General features: G+C 69.6%; 16 protein-coding genes. 11 read left to right on the top strand and 5 right to left on the bottom strand.

The window, feature by feature from the left end; all coding sequences use genetic code 11:
- Positions 1–6: 6 nt before the first annotated feature.
- Positions 7–582 (bottom strand): DM13 domain-containing protein, encoded by a 576-nt coding sequence (locus tag E0H92_RS16600; protein ID WP_131496860.1) that lies wholly within the window; start codon positions 580–582, stop codon positions 7–9.
- 349 nt (positions 583–931) lie between these two features.
- On the opposite strand from E0H92_RS16600, the gene E0H92_RS16595 reads away from it, so the two are divergent.
- The 4 genes from E0H92_RS16595 to E0H92_RS16580 all read left to right on the top strand — a co-directional run bounded on the left by E0H92_RS16595 (position 932) and on the right by E0H92_RS16580 (position 3,573).
- A complete protein-coding gene (locus E0H92_RS16595) occupies positions 932–1,510 on the top strand; it encodes a DUF6504 family protein (RefSeq protein ID WP_131496859.1) in 579 nt (192 codons plus the stop codon).
- Positions 1,507–1,980 (top strand): SAV_6107 family HEPN domain-containing protein, encoded by a 474-nt coding sequence (locus tag E0H92_RS16590; protein ID WP_131496858.1) that lies wholly within the window; start codon positions 1,507–1,509, stop codon positions 1,978–1,980. The genes E0H92_RS16595 and E0H92_RS16590 overlap by 4 nt, the downstream gene beginning before the upstream one ends.
- A gap of 33 nt (positions 1,981–2,013) precedes the next feature.
- A complete protein-coding gene (locus tag E0H92_RS16585) occupies positions 2,014–2,286 on the top strand; it encodes a hypothetical protein (protein ID WP_131462743.1) in 273 nt (90 codons plus the stop codon).
- Positions 2,287–2,361: 75 nt separating this feature from the next.
- Entirely contained in the window at positions 2,362–3,573 is a 1,212-nt protein-coding gene (locus E0H92_RS16580) for a DUF480 domain-containing protein (RefSeq protein ID WP_202873664.1), read from the top strand.
- Positions 3,574–3,634: 61 nt separating this feature from the next.
- Here E0H92_RS16580 and E0H92_RS16575 read toward each other — a convergent pair whose 3' ends face one another.
- Positions 3,635–3,994 (bottom strand): cupin domain-containing protein, encoded by a 360-nt coding sequence (locus tag E0H92_RS16575; RefSeq protein WP_131462744.1) that lies wholly within the window; start codon positions 3,992–3,994, stop codon positions 3,635–3,637.
- A 186-nt stretch (positions 3,995–4,180) separates the two neighbouring features.
- Here E0H92_RS16575 and E0H92_RS16570 point away from each other — a divergent pair, with 186 nt between their 5' ends.
- The 3 genes from E0H92_RS16570 to E0H92_RS16560 all read left to right on the top strand — a co-directional run bounded on the left by E0H92_RS16570 (position 4,181) and on the right by E0H92_RS16560 (position 6,106).
- Positions 4,181–4,909 carry a methyltransferase domain-containing protein gene (locus E0H92_RS16570; RefSeq protein WP_131496857.1) on the top strand — a complete coding sequence of 243 codons (729 nt, stop codon included), beginning with the start codon at positions 4,181–4,183 and terminating at the stop codon, positions 4,907–4,909.
- A gap of 238 nt (positions 4,910–5,147) precedes the next feature.
- Complete coding sequence (locus tag E0H92_RS16565; protein ID WP_238152777.1) at positions 5,148–5,567, top strand: DUF3040 domain-containing protein; 420 nt, start codon at positions 5,148–5,150, stop codon at positions 5,565–5,567.
- A gap of 104 nt (positions 5,568–5,671) precedes the next feature.
- Positions 5,672–6,106, top strand: a complete 435-nt coding sequence (locus tag E0H92_RS16560) for a GNAT family N-acetyltransferase (RefSeq protein ID WP_131496856.1) — start codon at positions 5,672–5,674, stop codon at positions 6,104–6,106.
- On the opposite strand, the gene E0H92_RS16555 is transcribed toward E0H92_RS16560, so the two are convergent.
- The 3 genes from E0H92_RS16555 to E0H92_RS16545 form a co-directional block, all read right to left on the bottom strand.
- Positions 6,107–8,470: a transglutaminase TgpA family protein gene (locus E0H92_RS16555; protein WP_131496855.1), complete on the bottom strand. Its 2,364-nt coding sequence runs from the start codon at positions 8,468–8,470 to the stop codon at positions 6,107–6,109.
- A 115-nt stretch (positions 8,471–8,585) separates the two neighbouring features.
- Complete coding sequence (locus E0H92_RS16550; protein WP_131288723.1) at positions 8,586–9,872, bottom strand: DUF58 domain-containing protein; 1,287 nt, start codon at positions 9,870–9,872, stop codon at positions 8,586–8,588.
- Between the two features lie 3 nt (positions 9,873–9,875).
- Positions 9,876–10,781 carry an AAA family ATPase gene (locus tag E0H92_RS16545; protein WP_238151032.1) on the bottom strand — a complete coding sequence of 302 codons (906 nt, stop codon included), beginning with the start codon at positions 10,779–10,781 and terminating at the stop codon, positions 9,876–9,878.
- A gap of 635 nt (positions 10,782–11,416) precedes the next feature.
- Between E0H92_RS16545 and mraZ the strand changes: the two genes are divergently transcribed.
- From mraZ to E0H92_RS16525, 4 genes are all read left to right on the top strand, one after another.
- A complete protein-coding gene (gene mraZ / locus E0H92_RS16540) occupies positions 11,417–11,848 on the top strand; it encodes a division/cell wall cluster transcriptional repressor MraZ (protein WP_130446673.1) in 432 nt (143 codons plus the stop codon).
- 214 nt (positions 11,849–12,062) lie between these two features.
- Positions 12,063–13,028, top strand: coding sequence for a 16S rRNA (cytosine(1402)-N(4))-methyltransferase RsmH (gene rsmH / locus E0H92_RS16535; RefSeq protein WP_131496854.1), 966 nt, complete (start codon positions 12,063–12,065; stop codon positions 13,026–13,028).
- Positions 13,028–13,642: a cell division protein FtsL gene (gene ftsL, locus E0H92_RS16530; protein WP_238173458.1), complete on the top strand. Its 615-nt coding sequence runs from the start codon at positions 13,028–13,030 to the stop codon at positions 13,640–13,642. Before rsmH ends, ftsL begins: the two co-directional genes overlap by 1 nt.
- Positions 13,643–13,646: 4 nt before the next feature.
- Positions 13,647–15,890 (top strand): peptidoglycan D,D-transpeptidase FtsI family protein, encoded by a 2,244-nt coding sequence (locus tag E0H92_RS16525; protein WP_238173457.1) that lies wholly within the window; start codon positions 13,647–13,649, stop codon positions 15,888–15,890.
- Positions 15,891–15,933: the final 43 nt, after the last annotated feature.

The raw sequence follows: 15,933 nt of genomic DNA, 5'->3' as shown, positions 1-15,933 counted from the left end.
CCGAGCTTATGCGAGCGTGGCCGCACCGAACGAAACGTTGAACCGGTCGCACCAGATCGCGACGCTGCGGAAGCTGTCCAGCGTCAGGTCGTGGGGGATCGCGTAGTTCTGGTTGCCGTGGTTGCCCTTCAGGCTGCCCAGGTTGCGGTACTTGCCGTCGTCGAAGACGTGCCAGCCCGCCCGTCCCGGCGTGACCTGCGCGTCGCTCAGCCAGACCTTCAGGTCGGGGCCGTCGGAGGTGTCGAGGTTCTCGATCCGGAGGATGCGGCTGCCGTCGGGGAGGGCTAGCACGGCGACCGTGCCGGACGTCTTGTGTTCGTGCGTGATCAGCTTTCCGGTCAGCAGAACCTTCGGCTGCGGCCTCGGTGCTGGCGTCGTTGACGGCGCAGGCTGTTTCGGGCCGCCGGAAATTGTCGGTGGCGTCGTCGACGATGAAGTCGTGGAGATCGGAACAGCGCCGGGCAACGCCTCGTCGACGACCTTGTCGGTGACGAGCCGCCACGGCTGGAAGAGCGGCAGCGCGACCGCTGCCACCACGACGGCGACCGCCGCCGCGGCGATTCCGGCTGTCCGTTTCCGCATGGTCCGTCCCTCCGCTTGTCTGCCTCCAGTGTGGCGGCCGGACGGGGTGCGTGGCGGCGCGCCGGCCTTACGGACCGTTGACGACTGTCGGCGGGCGACGCTACGCTTTCCTTGTTCGAACAGATGTTCGATTGCCTCGGCTCCGGTTTCGTCGGGAGGTCGGAGCGAGGTGAGCCGGACAACTGAACGGCTCCGGTGCGGAGTTGCGGCCGCATCGGAATCCGGTGGTCCCGGTGGGCCGGGCACCGGGGTGGTCCTCGACCCCCACCCCGTGCCCACCCGCCGGGCCGCCGGCTCGGGGCTCGTTCCTGGCTCAGAGACGGGTGGAATCAACAGGAGGCGATGGAGCATGTGGGAGTTCGACGACGCCGTCGAGGTGCATTCGGTGTCCGTGGACGGTGTCCAGACGCCTGACCAGTTCCTCTGGCGTGGCCGGCTCTGGCGGGTCCGCGCGATCCGGTCCCAGTGGACCGAGACCGCCGCCTGGTGGGAGCGCGGCGTGATCGGCACCGGTCAGACCCACGACTCGCACGCCCAGGTCCCGCACGCCGACTTCAGCGGCACCACCTATGCGTACGACGCCCGCGCCGACCGGCGCGGTGCCGGGGCGGGTTCGCTCGCCCGGATCGACGCGGCCGCGGTCGCCGAGGTCTGCTCGGCGGCCCGGACCGCGACCCGTCCCAGCAGGACCCACACAGCCGGCGTGGCAGCGGCGGCCAACCCCCGTTCGCGCCCCGCTGCCTCGCTCCCCGCCCTGGACGACAGGACCCCGGCGGCGGTCGGAGTGCTGGACGCCGACTGGGGACCGGAGCGTGCGGTCTTCCGCGTCGAAGCCGGCTGCGGAAGGCACGGCCGGCAGGAGATGTTCGATCTCGCCCACGACCCGGATTCGGGCCGTTGGCAACTGGAGAGGGTGACCGACCGATGACTGTTTCACCGGTATCGCCGGCCGCGGCCGGCGCGGCCAGCCGAGAGCTGTCCCGTGCCCGCGCTGCCCTGGCCGAGGCCATGGAGACCAGCGACCACCTGATCCGCTACTCGAGCGCGCATGTCGCGGCGCTCCGGGTTGCGGCCGCGGTGCTCTCCGTCCGCGCCCGCCCGGTCCGCTCGAGCAGCCGCCGCCGGATCCAGCGCAACGCCTGGGTGCTGCTCGCCGAGGTCGCGCCGGAGTTCGGCGAGTGGGCCACGTTCTTCGCCGCCGGCGCCGCCCAGCGCGCCGCCGCCGAGGCAGGTCTGGAGCGCGCCGTCAGCACCCGCGAGGCGGACGACCTGGTGCGCGCCGTCGACACGTTCTACACCCAGGTGGAAGCCAGCCTGCGGATCTCCACCACCCCGGTGCTCACCGCGACCACCGACCCCCAGTCCGTCCTCACCCAGTCCTGGATGCAAGCCAGCTAGGTTCACCCGCGCGCTTTTGAGGAGATCCCGACCGTGAGCGAACCATCGAGAGGTCTCGGCAAGGACCTGTGTGGTCGCGTCCATGCCGTCACCGGCCTCGAGTGCTACCTGCCGGACACGCACTATCCGCAGCCGCACCAGGCCTTGTTCGGCGACTCCTGGCACGACGGCCTGTGCACGCGCTGTGCGGGCTCCGGCGTGCAATCCAAGGTGCAGTCCGGCGTCCGATCCGACTTCCTGTGCGCTGCCTGCAACGGCACCGCGTTCGAACCCCTGACACTCCCGGACACCTACCAACCCGGCTGAGTCGCCACGACATGTCCGGAAAGGTGGCCGGAAAGGTGTTCAAAGGTCGGCCGGACAGCGTCTAAGGTCGGCGGGGTGAGCGGACTTCCGGTGTTGGATGTCGAGGAGCAGCGGGTTCTCGGGAGCTTGCTGGAGAAGCAGAGCACGGTGCCGGCGTCGTACCCGTTGACGGCGAACGCGTTGCGGACGGCGTGCAATCAGACCAGCAACCGGGATCCGGTCGTCGACTACGACCAGGGCACCGTGGAGCGGACCGCACGGGCGCTGCGCGATCGGGAGCTGTTGCGGATCGTCTGGGCCGACGTCGGCCGGCGCACCCTGAAGTACCACCAGATCCTCGACGAGAAGCTCGAACTCGAGGAGGACGAGCGGGCGCTCATCACGGTCTTGCTGCTGCGCGGCGCCCAGGCGCCCGGCGAGCTGCGGACCCGGACCGAGCGGCTGCACAAGTTCGAGGACCGGAGCGACGTCGAGGCGTGCCTGCGGCGGATGGCCGCCCGCCCGGAGCCGCTGGTACGCGAGCTGGAACGTCGCGTCGGGCAGCACGACCGCCGCTGGATCCACCTCCTCGGCCCCGTGCCCGAGGCGGAAGCGGCCGCAGTCGTCGAGAGCGTCGACCGGGACACGGTCATCGCCGACGGTGCGGACGAGCGTGATGCGCGCGTGCGTTCGGCGTACGACGCGGTCGCGACGACATACGCGGACGAGTTGCTGGACGAACTCGACGCGCTGCCGTTCGAACGCTGGCTGCTCGACCGGGTGATTGCCCACGCCAACGGTCGCCCGGTGGTGGAGGTCGGCTCGGGTCCGGGGCACGTCACGGCGTACCTCGCCGACCGCGACGCGGATGCCACCGGCGTCGACCTGTCGCCGGAGATGGTGGCCGAGGCTCGTCGGCGCTTCCCGCACCTGAGATTCGAGGTCGGCGACCTGCGCCGTCTCGGCCGTCCTCCCGCGAGTTCCGGCTGGGCTGCGGTTCTTGGTTGGTACTCGCTCATCCACCTGGCCGCGTCGGAGCTCCCCGACGCGATCTCGGCGCTGACGCGGCCGCTCGACCCGGGCGGCTGGCTGGTGCTCGCGCTACATGCCGGCGAGGAGATCAGCCACGTCGACGAGTTGCTCGGTCACGAGGTCAACCTCGACTACGTCCTGCACGACCCCGCGTACATCGTGAGCGTCGTCGAAGCCGCCGGCCTCACCGACACCGAGTGGTACCTACGCGGCCCGATCGTCACCCGCGCCGAAACCACCCGCCGCCTCTACGTCATCGCCCGCACACCGGCCTGAGCGCGCATGCCGGCCTGAGGCAGCAGCTCCCTCCGATTGCTGCCTCCGGCCGGTCGGTGCGTCAGGCCTTGGCGTACGTCTCCGCCGCAAGCGACTCGAACTCCAGGCTGACCGCTGGATCGTTGCCGACGACCCAGGCGTCGTGCCCGGGTTCGATGACGTAGGCGATGCCTGGCACCAGGTTCGCCTTGCTGCCGTCGTCGTGGACGATCTCCATCTCGCCGGACAGCAGGGTTCCGACGTGGCGGACCTGGCAGGAGTCGCCGCCGATGACCGGACGGATGCACTCGGACCAGCGCCAGCCGGGCTGGAAGGTGACCCGGGCGACACTCGCCCCTGGCAGTTTGACGACGTCGACGCGGGTCTTGTCCGGTGTACGCCGTTCGTCCGGCTCGTCGAAGGACTTGCTGAAGATGGCCATGATCCCTCCCTGGTGATCGGCTCTCCCCTTGAGTCCGAGGGTCGTCCTCTGGTGCGTCCGGCGATAGATCCCGGGACTTATGGACTGCTTACGACGCTCTGCGGGACGGCCGTGGCCGGGAGGAGGTTCGGGTGGAAGTAGGGTGTGGCGCGGTGGGGTGGTGATGGGGGACCGGCTGGAGGGTTGATGGTGGAGCGGCGGCGGCGCAGCGTGCGGACGGCGTTGGTGGGAGAGGCGCTGCGGGCCGCACTGGCGGGCCGTGCGGGGCTGGACATCGTTGACCTGGGTGGTGGGACCGGTGGGTTTGCGGTTCCGCTGGCGGTTGAGGGGCATCGGGTGACGGTGGTCGACCCGAGCCCGGACGCGCTGGCCTCGCTGGAGCGCCGCGCCCGGGACGAAGGCGTGAGTGAGCTGATCCGCGGCGTCCAGGGCGACGCCGCCGAGCTCCCCGGCCTGGCGGGCGAGTCGAGCGCCGACGCCGTGCTGTGCCACGGGGTCCTCGAGGTCGTCGACGACCCGGTCCAGGCACTGCAGGCGATGGCGTCGGTCCTGCGCGAAGGCGGCGTACTGAGTCTGCTGGTTGCCCAGCGCAACGCGGTCGTGCTGGCCCGGGCGCTGGCCGGGCACCTGGCCGAGGCGCGGATCGCGCTGCAGGATCCGGACGGGCGCTGGGGTGCGACCGATCCGATGCCGCGGCGGTTCGACGAGGCCGGGATCACGGGACAGTTGGCGGATGCCGGATTCAAGGTGCAGACCGTGCACGGCGTCCGGACGTTCGCCGATCTGGTGCCGTCCGCGTTCGTCGACTCCGAGCCGGGCGCCGCCGATTCGCTCGCCGAACTCGAGCGCGCGGCCAGCCGCCACCCGGCGTTCCGCGCACTGGCGACCCAGCTGCACATCCTTGCGACCCACTGAGCCGCGGCTGTTCCAACAACTGCGGTTTCGCGACGGAGGGTGACGAGCACGCTACCTCCGGCACGGTCGGCGGGTGGTTGCCCTCCACCGGCTGTGAGCGACACGCCGAAGGAAACACGTTTGGGACCGCCCTGGCCGGGGCAGTTGCCGGACCGTGACGCGCTGGACAGCCGGTCAGGGTTTCGTGTGACGCGGGCGCGGCCTAGACTGGAGGCGGCCTATCGAGATCGCGCTCATCATGGAGGGATCGACGGTGCCCCTCTCGGAAGAAGAGCAGCGCCAGTTCGAGCAGCTCGAACGTGCCCTTGCTGCGGAAGACCCGAAGTTCGTTTCCGCCATGCGTGGGACCAATGTGCGCTTGTACTACAAGCGCCGGGCAGTGCTTGCCGGCGTCGGATTCGTGCTGGGCATCGTGGTGCTGATGACCGGTGCGATCATCCCCAACACCATCATCGGAGTCATCGGCTTCGTGATGATGGTGGCTTGCCTGTACATCGCGGCGCTGAGCATGAAGCGGATCAGCAACGCGGGGGAGTCCGACGACGACATCCCGCCGCCTCCGCCGACCAAACGGCACCGGACGAAACACGACTCGTCCGGCAGCTTCATGGAGCGGATGGAAGACCGCTGGCGCCGCCGCCGCGACGAGGACCTCTGACCGCACGCGCGACCTGATCTTCGACCACACCCGTGCCCTGGTGGGACGGGTGTGGTTCTTTTATCCACCCGCCGTTCGGACCGTGACCATGGCACTGTTCACCCATGCTCACCATCGGACGCCTCGAGCCGGCTGACCGCGACGCCTGGCAGCGCTTGTTCGCCGGCTACAACGAGTTCTACGGCCGCACGATGCCGGACGAGTTCTTCGATCACGCGTGGACCAGGTTCGAGCGCGACGAGGAGGTCCACGCGCTCGGGGCACGCCTGGACGGCAACCTGGTCGGCATCGTGCATTTCCTGACACACGCGAGTACGACGGCGCCCGACTCCTGCTATCTGCAAGACCTGTTCACAGCGCCCGAGGCCCGCGGGCGCGGTGCCGCGCGGGCGCTCATCGAAGCTGTCACCGGCTGGGCCCGCGAGCGGGCGTGCGGCCGCGTCTATTGGTCGACGCACGAGTCCAACGCCACAGCCCGCCGGCTCTACGACCAGGTGGCCGAGAACCGCGGTTTCATCCTCTACCAGGTGCCGCTCTAACTAGTTTGTGCGTGCCCGCTTCGGAAGGATCAAGGAGCGGAGACGGGCCAGGAGCAGGTCGAACTCGTCCAGGAGATCGGACGCCTCGGTGGTGCCTCGGCTGAGGTACCAGCGCCACGACGGCGGCAGCAGTCGCGCCCGCCAGCGGCGACGAGCCCGAGCCCGCGACCAGAGCGCTTGCCGTACGGCGGTTGCGTCGTCGCGAAGGTCCAGCTCGAGCTCGGCGTCCCCGGCGTACCGCAATGCCTCGATCCCGCGGGCCAGCCGGCGCGCGGCCGGATGGGTGTCCTCGGGCAGCTTGGACGTCAGCCATTGGCCGGCCTGCCGTGGCGTCGAGATATCGGACCAGTCGAGGCCCAGATCCCGTGACGTGTCCCGGATCTCCGCCCACAACCCCTCGGCGCCGGCCCTCCCCGGCGGTCGCAGGAAGCGCCGTCGCCGCGTCAACGTCCGGACCATCCAGGGGATGCACAGCAGCAGCACGGCGCCGAGCCCGCCGGCGATCGCCTTGCCGCCGCCGTTGGTGAACCAGTTGCCGGAGTCAACGATCGCGGTCCCGCTGTCGTTCGGCAGGTTCGGGTCCTGGCGCGGCTTGTCGATCCCGGGGGTCTCCTTGTCGCCTGGCGTCGTCGGCACGTTGGTCGGCGCGGTCGTCGGGCTGGTCGGGTTCTGGGTCGAGGCGACCGTCCAGTTCGGCGTGGCCGCGACCCGGGCGGACGGCGTCGGCTCGAACCGGACCCAGCCGATGCCCTGGAAGTACAGCTCCGGCCAGGCGTGCATGTCGTGCATCTTGACCGTGAACTCGCCGTCCTTGCCGGCCGTTCCGGGCAGGAAGCCGATGCCGACCCGGGACGGGATCCCGATGATCCGCGCCATCAGCGCCATCCCGGTGGCGAACTGCTCGCAGTACCCTTCCTTGTTGTTCAGCAGGAAGTCCTCGAGCGCGGCCATCCCGCTGCCCTTGGCGTTCTGCGTGCTGTAGGTGAAGCCGCCGCCGCTGCGGAACCAGTTCTGGATCAGGACGGCCGCCTCGAACTTGTTGTCCATGGCCGCCGCGGTGATCTCGGCAGTCTTCGCCTTGATGGCCGGCGGCGTCTTCTGCGGCACGACCATCGTGTACTGGTCCGGGGCGCCGGTGGTGATCGCGTCGTGCAGCTGGTCCGGGGTCGGCTGCAGGTCGTACGACGTCAGCTTGTACTTCTTGCCGCCGACGATCGACCCGTTGGACGAGACCACGTCCAGCGAGCCGGCGTCGTACCGCCAGTCGCGCTTCAGCGAGATCGAGTGCAGCGGGTACGGGACCGGGACGAACTGGGAGCGGAAGGTCCGGGTGACGTCGATCTCCATCGAGGACTGCTGGACCTTCGACAGGTCACCGGTGTAGCCCGGCGGCGGGGTCAGGTCGCCGCCGTTCAGCTTGTGCCCGGGGGAGCGCGGCGCGATCCGCCAGGTGTTGCCGTCGAACAGGTCGAGCGCGGTCAGTCGCAGGTACGTGCCGCCCGTCGGGCCGCCCTTGTACGTGAGCGCGACGACGTTGTCGCCGCGTTTCAGGTTCTTGCCCATGTCGAGCATCGGGTCGGTCGACGAGATGCTCGCCCCGATCCCGCTGCCGGTTCCGCCGCCGGCCAGGCCGTTGCCGATGACACCTTCCGGCAGCGTCGGCAGCAACGCGGGCAGCAGCGCGGCGATCGCGACCACGGTCAAGCCGATCCGCCGGCCGGCCTGACCCAGCGCCGACGCCTCGACGGGCTCGGCCGCGTCGAGGTGCGAGACGCCCGAGATCCGGCGGCCCCAGCGGCTGAGCCGGCTGCGGCCTTCTGCGGACAGCAGCACGATGTAGCCGATCGCCGGCGGGATGAACAGCAGCCACGGCAGTCCGCCGTGCACGGTCGCGGCCGGCACCGTGTACATGATCAGCAGCAGCAAGCCGGACCAGGCGGCCTGCCGCAGCTGGACGGCGATGACGTGGATCAGGAAGCCGGTCGCCGAGATCACGGACACCGCGAACAGCGTGAGGTGCGGGTCCTGGGGCAGCGGCGCGCTGAACCGGTTGATCGAGTCCATCGCGTCGACGAGCTGGGAGTTGAACTCGAGCGCGGTCGCCTTCAGCGGCAGCAGCCCGAACTTCATCGTGCTGTGCAGGAAGAACAGCGACAGCAGCTCGATCAGCACGAGCAGCTGGACGATCGGTACGACGATGCGCGGGGTCCGCAGGTTCTGCAACAGGACGCCGACACCGGTCACCAGCGCGCACAGGAACGCGCTGATGAACAGGAACGGCCCGGAGAACACCGGCGTGAGCACGAGCGCCCCGAGCACGGTCGCTCCCCAAGCAGCAATAGAAATCCGCGCGTGACCGGTCATCGGGCCTCCCGGCCTGGACTGAGGAGCGGAGGGAGCGAAGCGACCGGAGCGACGAGGGAAGGCCGGGAGTCACAGCCCGATGACCCGCCGCGCCGGAGGCGTGGCATATGTACTGTCATGCGATCCTTCCGCTCCTCAGTCCGAGGCCGGACCAAACCGTCGGTAGGTGGTCGCCGCGGCGGACTCTGGCGACTCGCCAGCCGTTCCGGCGCAGCTCGTTCTCGGTGGCGTCCGTCGCGGCGGTCAGGCGGGCCGCCTTCTCGGTCGCTTCGGCGCCGACGGCCCAGCTGGCGGCGTCCAGAACCAGTGCGACCCCGGTCGCCTGGCTGGTGCGCCACCGGTTCAGGGCGGTGACGTCCTCGGTCCCGCAGGCGCCGAGGATCGCGATCACGAGGCTCGGTTCCTGCGCGTGCCGGTCGACGGTCAGCAGCGGACCGAGCTCGGCGTACTTGTGTTCCTCGACGGTCGCGCACTCGGTCAGCAGTTGCTGCTGCGTGAGCGGCTGATGCACCGCCGCGGAAGTCCGGTGGGTGATGGCGGACAGCGTCGTCGGCCCGCCGAGCATCGTGGTGACGTAGCCGCGCCGCATCCGGTCGATACCGATCGAGGCGGCCGCGCTGACCGCCCACTCCAGGCTGGACGACGGACCGTGCCCGTGGTGCGAGATCGTCCGCGCGTCCAGGAACAACGCGCACCGGCTCTGCCAGGGCTGCTCCTCGCGGCGGACCATCAGCTCGCCGCGCCGCGCGGTCGACCGCCAGTGCACCCGGCGCAAGTCGTCGCCGTCGCGGTACTCGCGGACCGTCGCGTCTTCCTCGCCCGCGGCCGCGATCGCCCGCGGCCGGTTCTCACCCGACCCGGCGCGATCGGCGCCCAGCCGGATCTCGGGAAGCTTGTACACCCGCGGCGTGACCAGCAGGTGCTGGCTCCGCGTGAACGTCCGGCTCGTCTCCACCAGCCCGAACGGGTCGGCCACCGTCAGCATCAACGGCCCGACCTGGAACAGTCCTCGGACGTCGGACTTGACCGGGTAGGTGACCGTACGACGCCAGTTCGGGCTGACCCGGTCGACGACGAACCGCGGCCGGTGACCCAGTACATAAGGAATGCGGTCCTCGAGCAGCAGCAGCCCCGCGGGCATCCGGCCCTGGTTGCTCAGGGTCAGCTCCACGGTCGCCTGCGTCCCGACCGGCACCTGGTCAGGCGCGAGGCTGCGCCGTACCTGGAGCCGCAGCCGGGTCCGGCCGACGACGAGTGCCGCCACGACCGGCAGTGCGGCCAGGAGGATGCCGACGCGCAGCAGGTCCTTTTGGCCGAGCAGCAGCGCGCACAGTGAAGCAGTGAGTCCGGCCGCGACGAACGCCCGCCCTCTGGTGGTCAGTCCGCGCAGTGCCTGCCGCATGTCTCAGTCCCGGCGGGTGCGGGGGAGCGGCACGCTCGCCACGAGTCCGGAGATGATGTCGGCCGCACCGCGCCCACCGAGATGCGCTTCGGCCGCGGGCAGCACGCGGTGCGCGAGCACCGGTACCGCGAGCTCCTGGATGTCGTCCGGCAGCACGAACTCCCGTGCGTCGAGCGCCGCGGCCGCACGGGCCGCCCGGATCAGGTGCAACGTCGACCGCGGGCTGGCGCCCAGCCGCAGCTCCTGCGAGCGGCGGGTCGCGCCGACCAGCGCAACGGCGTACTCCTTCACCGACTCCGACACGTGCACCGACTGCACGGTCTTCACCAGGCGGAGGATCTGCTGGCCGTCGGTGACCGGCTGGAGATTCGCCAGGGGGTCGTCGGCCGCGTGCCCGTCCAGCATCCGCAGCTCGGCGGCCGGCTCCGGGTAGCCCATCGAGACCCGGGCCATGAAGCGGTCGCGCTGCGCCTCGGGCAGCGGGTACGTGCCTTCCATCTCGATCGGGTTCTGGGTCGCGATCACCATGAACGGCGACTCGAGGTGGTACGTCGTGGTGTCGACGGTGACCTGGCGCTCCTCCATGGACTCCAGCAGCGCGGCCTGGGTCTTCGGCGAGGCACGGTTGATCTCGTCACCGACGACGATGTTCGCGAAGACGGCGCCGGGCTTGAACTCGAAGTCGCGGATCTCCTGGTTGAAGACCGAGACGCCGGTGATGTCCGACGGCAGCAGGTCCGGCGTGAACTGGATCCGGCGCACGGTGCAGTCGATCGACTTCGCCAGCGCCTTGGCCAGCATCGTCTTGCCGACGCCCGGCACGTCCTCGATCAGCAGATGTCCCTCGGCCAGCAGGACCGTGATGGCGACCTCGACGACGTCGGGTTTGCCCTCGATCACCTGCTCCATGGCCCGGCGGACACGGCCCGCCACCTCGGACAGCTCGTCGAAGTCCCCGGCTCCTGCCAGCGGCGAGCTGGTCGCGGTGGTGCTCACTCTGTGTCCTCCCCATTCGTTGACTGCCGACACATTCTCACCCGCTGTAGGGGTCGGGCCTAGAGCCGCGGGAGTTTCGTTACCTGGCGTTTCGGTGTTCACATCGGGGTTCATCGGCACACGCCCTCACGGCGGGGTCGGAAAGTGTTCCCCCCAAGCGTACGGGCGGCAAAAGCAGCATGCGGGGCGTACGACGCCGCGAATCCGTACCTGGTTCACGGTTCGGGGCCACAAAGAGTTCATCTCTTCCGTACGCACCTTCCTCCACTTTCCTCCACCGGCTCCTCCATTCCGCTCCACCAGCACCCTCCACACCGCTCCACACACCGGGATCCACACCGGAATACACCGCCCGGGGCCGGCGGGTTCGCCGGAGGTTGAGCCGGCAGCGACACGCGGGTGCTGAGCGTGGATTCAGGCGGCGCGGGGGCGCAATGGGGCGGAAGTTGGTTGACGGTGGTGGAAAGTGGAGTAAGGTGGAGCGCAGTGGAACTGAAGTGGTGGAAACACCCGCCTGAGTCGGAGAGTCCGCAACGGGGAGGTGGAGCGTGTTCCTCGGAACGCACTTCCCCAAGCTCGACGACAAGGGACGGCTGTTCCTGCCGGCGAAGTTCCGGGACGAGCTGGCCGACGGCCTGGTGATCACCCGTGGACAGGAGCGATCGCTGTCCGTGTGGCCGGAGCGTGAGTTCGTCCAGCTGACCGAGCAGTTGAAGCAGGCTCCGATCACCAACAAGGGTGCCCGGGACTACCTACGGATGTTGTTCGCCGGCGCCTCGAACGAGATGCCGGACAAGCAGGGCCGGGTCACCATCCCACCGATGCTGCGCGACTACGCGTCACTGGATCGCGACTGCGTCGTCATCGGGGCGATGAACCGGGTGGAGATCTGGAACACGGAGAACTGGAACCGGTACTCGGCCGAGCAGGAGCAGGCGTTCGCCGACCTGTCCGAGGAAGTACTGCCAGGCATCTTCTAGAACACAGCTGAACAGAGTGCGAGGACACACCGACCGTCCGGTGAGATCACGGGTCCGACTTCCGACCTGGGGTGTTGACGCCACTTCCCCGGCGCCAAGGCCATCAGGTACTTCCCCGGGAGACGTACCCGCGATCTGACCGGACGGTGCTGTCTACGCACCACACAGGACCTGCGGGGGCAGGGTCGCTCCCGCGGCGACGGGAAGGGTCGAGATGGACGCTGCGGAGCGGCATGTGCCGGTGATGCTGGAGCGCGTGGTCGCGCTGCTGGCACCGGCACTCGCGCATCCCGGCGCGGTCCTCGTCGACGCGACCCTCGGCCTCGGCGGTCATTCCGAGGCGTTCCTGCGGCAGTTCCCCGAGGTCCGGCTGATCGGTCTCGACCGGGACCCGGCCGCCCTCCGGCTGGCCGGCGAACGACTCGCGCCGTACGCCGAGCGGATCACTCTCGTGCACGCGGTGTACGACGAGTTGCCGCGGGTGCTCGAGGATCTCGACGTACCGGCCATCGACGGCATCCTGTTCGACCTGGGCGTCTCGTCGATGCAGCTGGACGAGGCCGACCGCGGTTTCGCGTACGCGCAGGACGCGCCGCTGGACATGCGGATGGACTCGACCGGCCCGACCACGGCGGCCGACATCCTCAACACCTACAGCGCGGCCGACCTGGCCCGGGTCCTGTTCCAGTACGGCGAGGAGAAGTTCGCCCGCCGGATCGCGGACCGGATCGTGCGGGAGCGGGAGACCGAACCGTTCACGAACAGCGCGCGGCTGTCCGAGCTGGTCCGGAACGCGATCCCGCAGGCGGCCCGGCGGACCGGGGGACACCCCGCGAAGCGGACCTTCCAGGCGTTGCGGATCGAGGTGAACGGCGAGCTCGACGTACTGCGTCGCGCGCTGCCGGCCGCACTCGATGCGCTCGCGCTGCACGGCCGGATCGTGGTGATGAGTTACCACTCGCTCGAGGACCGGATCACCAAGCAGGCGTTCGCGCCGGGCACCAAGTCCGACGTACCGGACGACCTCCCGGTGATCCCGGCCGGGCACGAACCGTATCTGAAGCTACTGACCCGGGGCGCCGAACGGCCCACCGAGGAGGAGGTCGCGGTGAACCCGCGCGCCACCTCAGCTCGCGTGCGGGCCGCCGAGCGGATCCGGGAGAGGGGACTGGTCGCGTGATGAGTACTGTCTTCAGCCCGCAGAAAGCGCGGGTGACGCCGGTCGCCGGTAACACAGCGAAGAAGGCCCAGCCGCGGCTGCGGGTGGTGTACGGCGCCCCGTTCCGGCCGCCCCGGATGCCGTTCGTCATCTTCGTGGTGTCGCTGCTGGCCGCCGGACTGGTCGGTCTGCTGCTGCTGAACACGGAGCTGCAGAGCGGCACGTTCAACATCACCAAGCTGAGCTCGCAGGCCGGCCAGCTGCGGGATCAGCAGGAGCAGCTGGAGAAGCAGGTCCGGACGCTGGAGTCGCCGCAGAACCTGTCCGATCGCGCGCTGCGGATGGGCATGGTGCCGAACCCGAACCCGGTGTTCCTGCGGTTGTCCGACGGCCGGGTGCTCGGCGTACCGGCGGAGGGCAAGGCCGGGGCCGGTACGGCGATGTTCGGCCCGGGCACGGTGACCACCAAGCCGGTCACGCCGGTGAAGCCCGTGAAACCGGTGAAGCCGGTGACACCGGTCAAGCCCACCACCAGAGCCACCACCAAGCCGCCCACGAGTACGACCAAGCCACCGACCGGCACCGTGAAGCCGCCGGTCACGACGAAGAAGCCCGCCACGACCACACGGGGATGATCGGATGACGGACCGACGGGGAAACGAGCCGCCGCCACGCAAGCGCGGTGCCGCACCGGGCCGGGGGAACCCGCCCAGCAAGGCTCAGCCCCGTCGTCCATCCGCTACGGACAGTGCTCGCACCACCCCGCAACGCCCCGAATCCACCCGCGAACGGCTCCTCCGCAAAGCCCGTGAGGAGCAGGAGCGCGCCGCACCGCGCCCGGTGAAGAAGGCCGCCGCGAAACGGCCGGCTCCTCGCAAGCAGGCTCCGTCGAAGACCGCGGCACAGAAGCCCGCGGCGAAGAAGACGGTCGCCAAGAAGACAGCTGCCAAGAAGGCCGGTGAGCGACCGGTCAAGAAGAGCGCGGTGAAGAAGAGTGCGGTGAAGAAGGGCTCCGGGCGGAAGCGGCCGCCGCAGAATCGGCCGGCGCCGCGGCCGAAGAAGCGGAAGGTGAAGAAGGCGCCGCGGATGCTGCGGCTCGGGAGGCCGGCGCTGCGGCTGCGGATGACGTTCGGGGTGATGGCGTTCGTGCTGTCGCTGTTCGCCGGGCGGCTGGTGCTGCTCCAGGGCGTGGACCCGGACAGCTACGCGCAGGCGGCGGCCACCGAGAACGCCCAGAGGTACGTTCTGCACGCGAACCGCGGCACCATCGAGGACCGCAACGGCGTCGAGCTGGCGGTCACCGAGGACGCGGTCGCGATCACCGCGGACCCGCAGCAGACCAAGCCCGTGGCGCAGCAGCTGGCCGCGATCCTGGCCCCGAAGCTGCCCGGCACGACCACCGCGAAGCTGGTCGCCGCGATGTCCCGCTCCGGCCGCTTCGAGTACCTCGCGCGCCAGGTGAGCCCGACGATCTGGACCACCATCCAGGCCGAGATCAAGGCCGCGAACGTGCCGATCGCCGAGCAGAACAAGGGCAAGCCGAAGGAGCAGCAGGCCCCGCTGCTGGCCGGGCTGTACACCGAGGAAGACCCGATCCGCAGCCACCCCAACGGCAGCATCGCCGCCACGGTGGTCGGTGTGACGGGGGCCGACGGCAAGGGTCTGTCCGGGCTCGAGTACGGCCTGAACGACAAGCTGTCCGGCAAGGACGGTCAGGCGATGTACGAAGTCGATGCCAAGGGCAACAAGATCCCGAACGCGAATCACACCGTGCAGGAGCCGAAGCCGGGTCTCGGCGTCCAGCTGACCCTGGACACCGACCTGCAGTACGTCGCGCAACGGCGGATCGAGCAGGCGGTGAAGCAGTACAAGGCCAGCTCCGGCACGGTGATCGTGATGGACGTGGCGTCCGGCGAGCTGATGGCGATGGCGAACTACCCGACGTTCGACCCGAACAAGAAGTACACGTCGGCCGACCTGAACAACCCGGCGCTGGAGCGCAGCTACGAGCCGGGCTCGGTGCAGAAGGTGGTCACGATGGCCGCCCTGGCCGACGCCGGGATCATCGACCTGAACACCAAGCTGCAGGTCCCCGGCAGCATCGACGTGCAGCGCCGGATCATCAAGGACCACTGGTCGCACGCCACGATGAACCTGACCATCTCCGGGGTGATCGCGAAGTCGTCGAACGTCGGCACGATCATGGCCGCGCAGCGGATGCCGATCCCGCAGTTCGTGAAGTACCTGCACGACTTCGGCTTCGGCGAGCCGACCGGGCTGAACTTCCCGGGTGAGACCAGGGGTCTGCTGACCCCTGGTGACGAGTGGCCCGAGCTGACCCGGTCGAACGTCGCGTTCGGCCAGGGCCTGTCGGTGAACGCCGTCCAGGAGGCCGCCGCGGTGAACGCGGTCGCCAACGGTGGTGTCTACGTGCCTCCGAAGCTGGTCCGCAACTACATCGAGGCGAACGGCGCCACGGTCCCGAACCAGACCGCGCCGGCCCGCCGGGTGGTCAGCGAGAAGGCCGCCAAGGAGGTCACGACCATGATGGAGGCGGTGACCGCGAAGAAGGGCACCGCGCCGCAGGCCGCGATCGACGGCTACCTGGTGGCCGGCAAGACCGGGACCGCGCAGCAGGTCGACCCGAAGACCGGTAAGTACGGCAAGTGGGCGACTTCTTTCGCCGGATTCGCTCCCGCGGACAACCCACGGTTCGTGACGTACGTCGTACTGCACGATCCCCAGGGTGCCCGGGGTGGTGGTCTCCAAGGAGGACCGGTGTTCCGAGACGTGATGAGCTACGCGCTGCAGAAGTACGTCGTCCCGCCGACCGGGGCCCAGCAGCCGAACATCCCGCTGACCTGGTCCTCAGCGAAGCGGTGACGGCCAGCCTGGTGACGCAGGGTCAGGTAGGAGTCACGGGGTC

It is taken from the genome of Kribbella speibonae (genome assembly GCF_004331375.1).
In the GTDB taxonomy this organism is placed as follows: domain Bacteria; phylum Actinomycetota; class Actinomycetes; order Propionibacteriales; family Kribbellaceae; genus Kribbella; species Kribbella sindirgiensis.
This window is presented reverse-complemented; position numbering and strand designations above follow the sequence as displayed.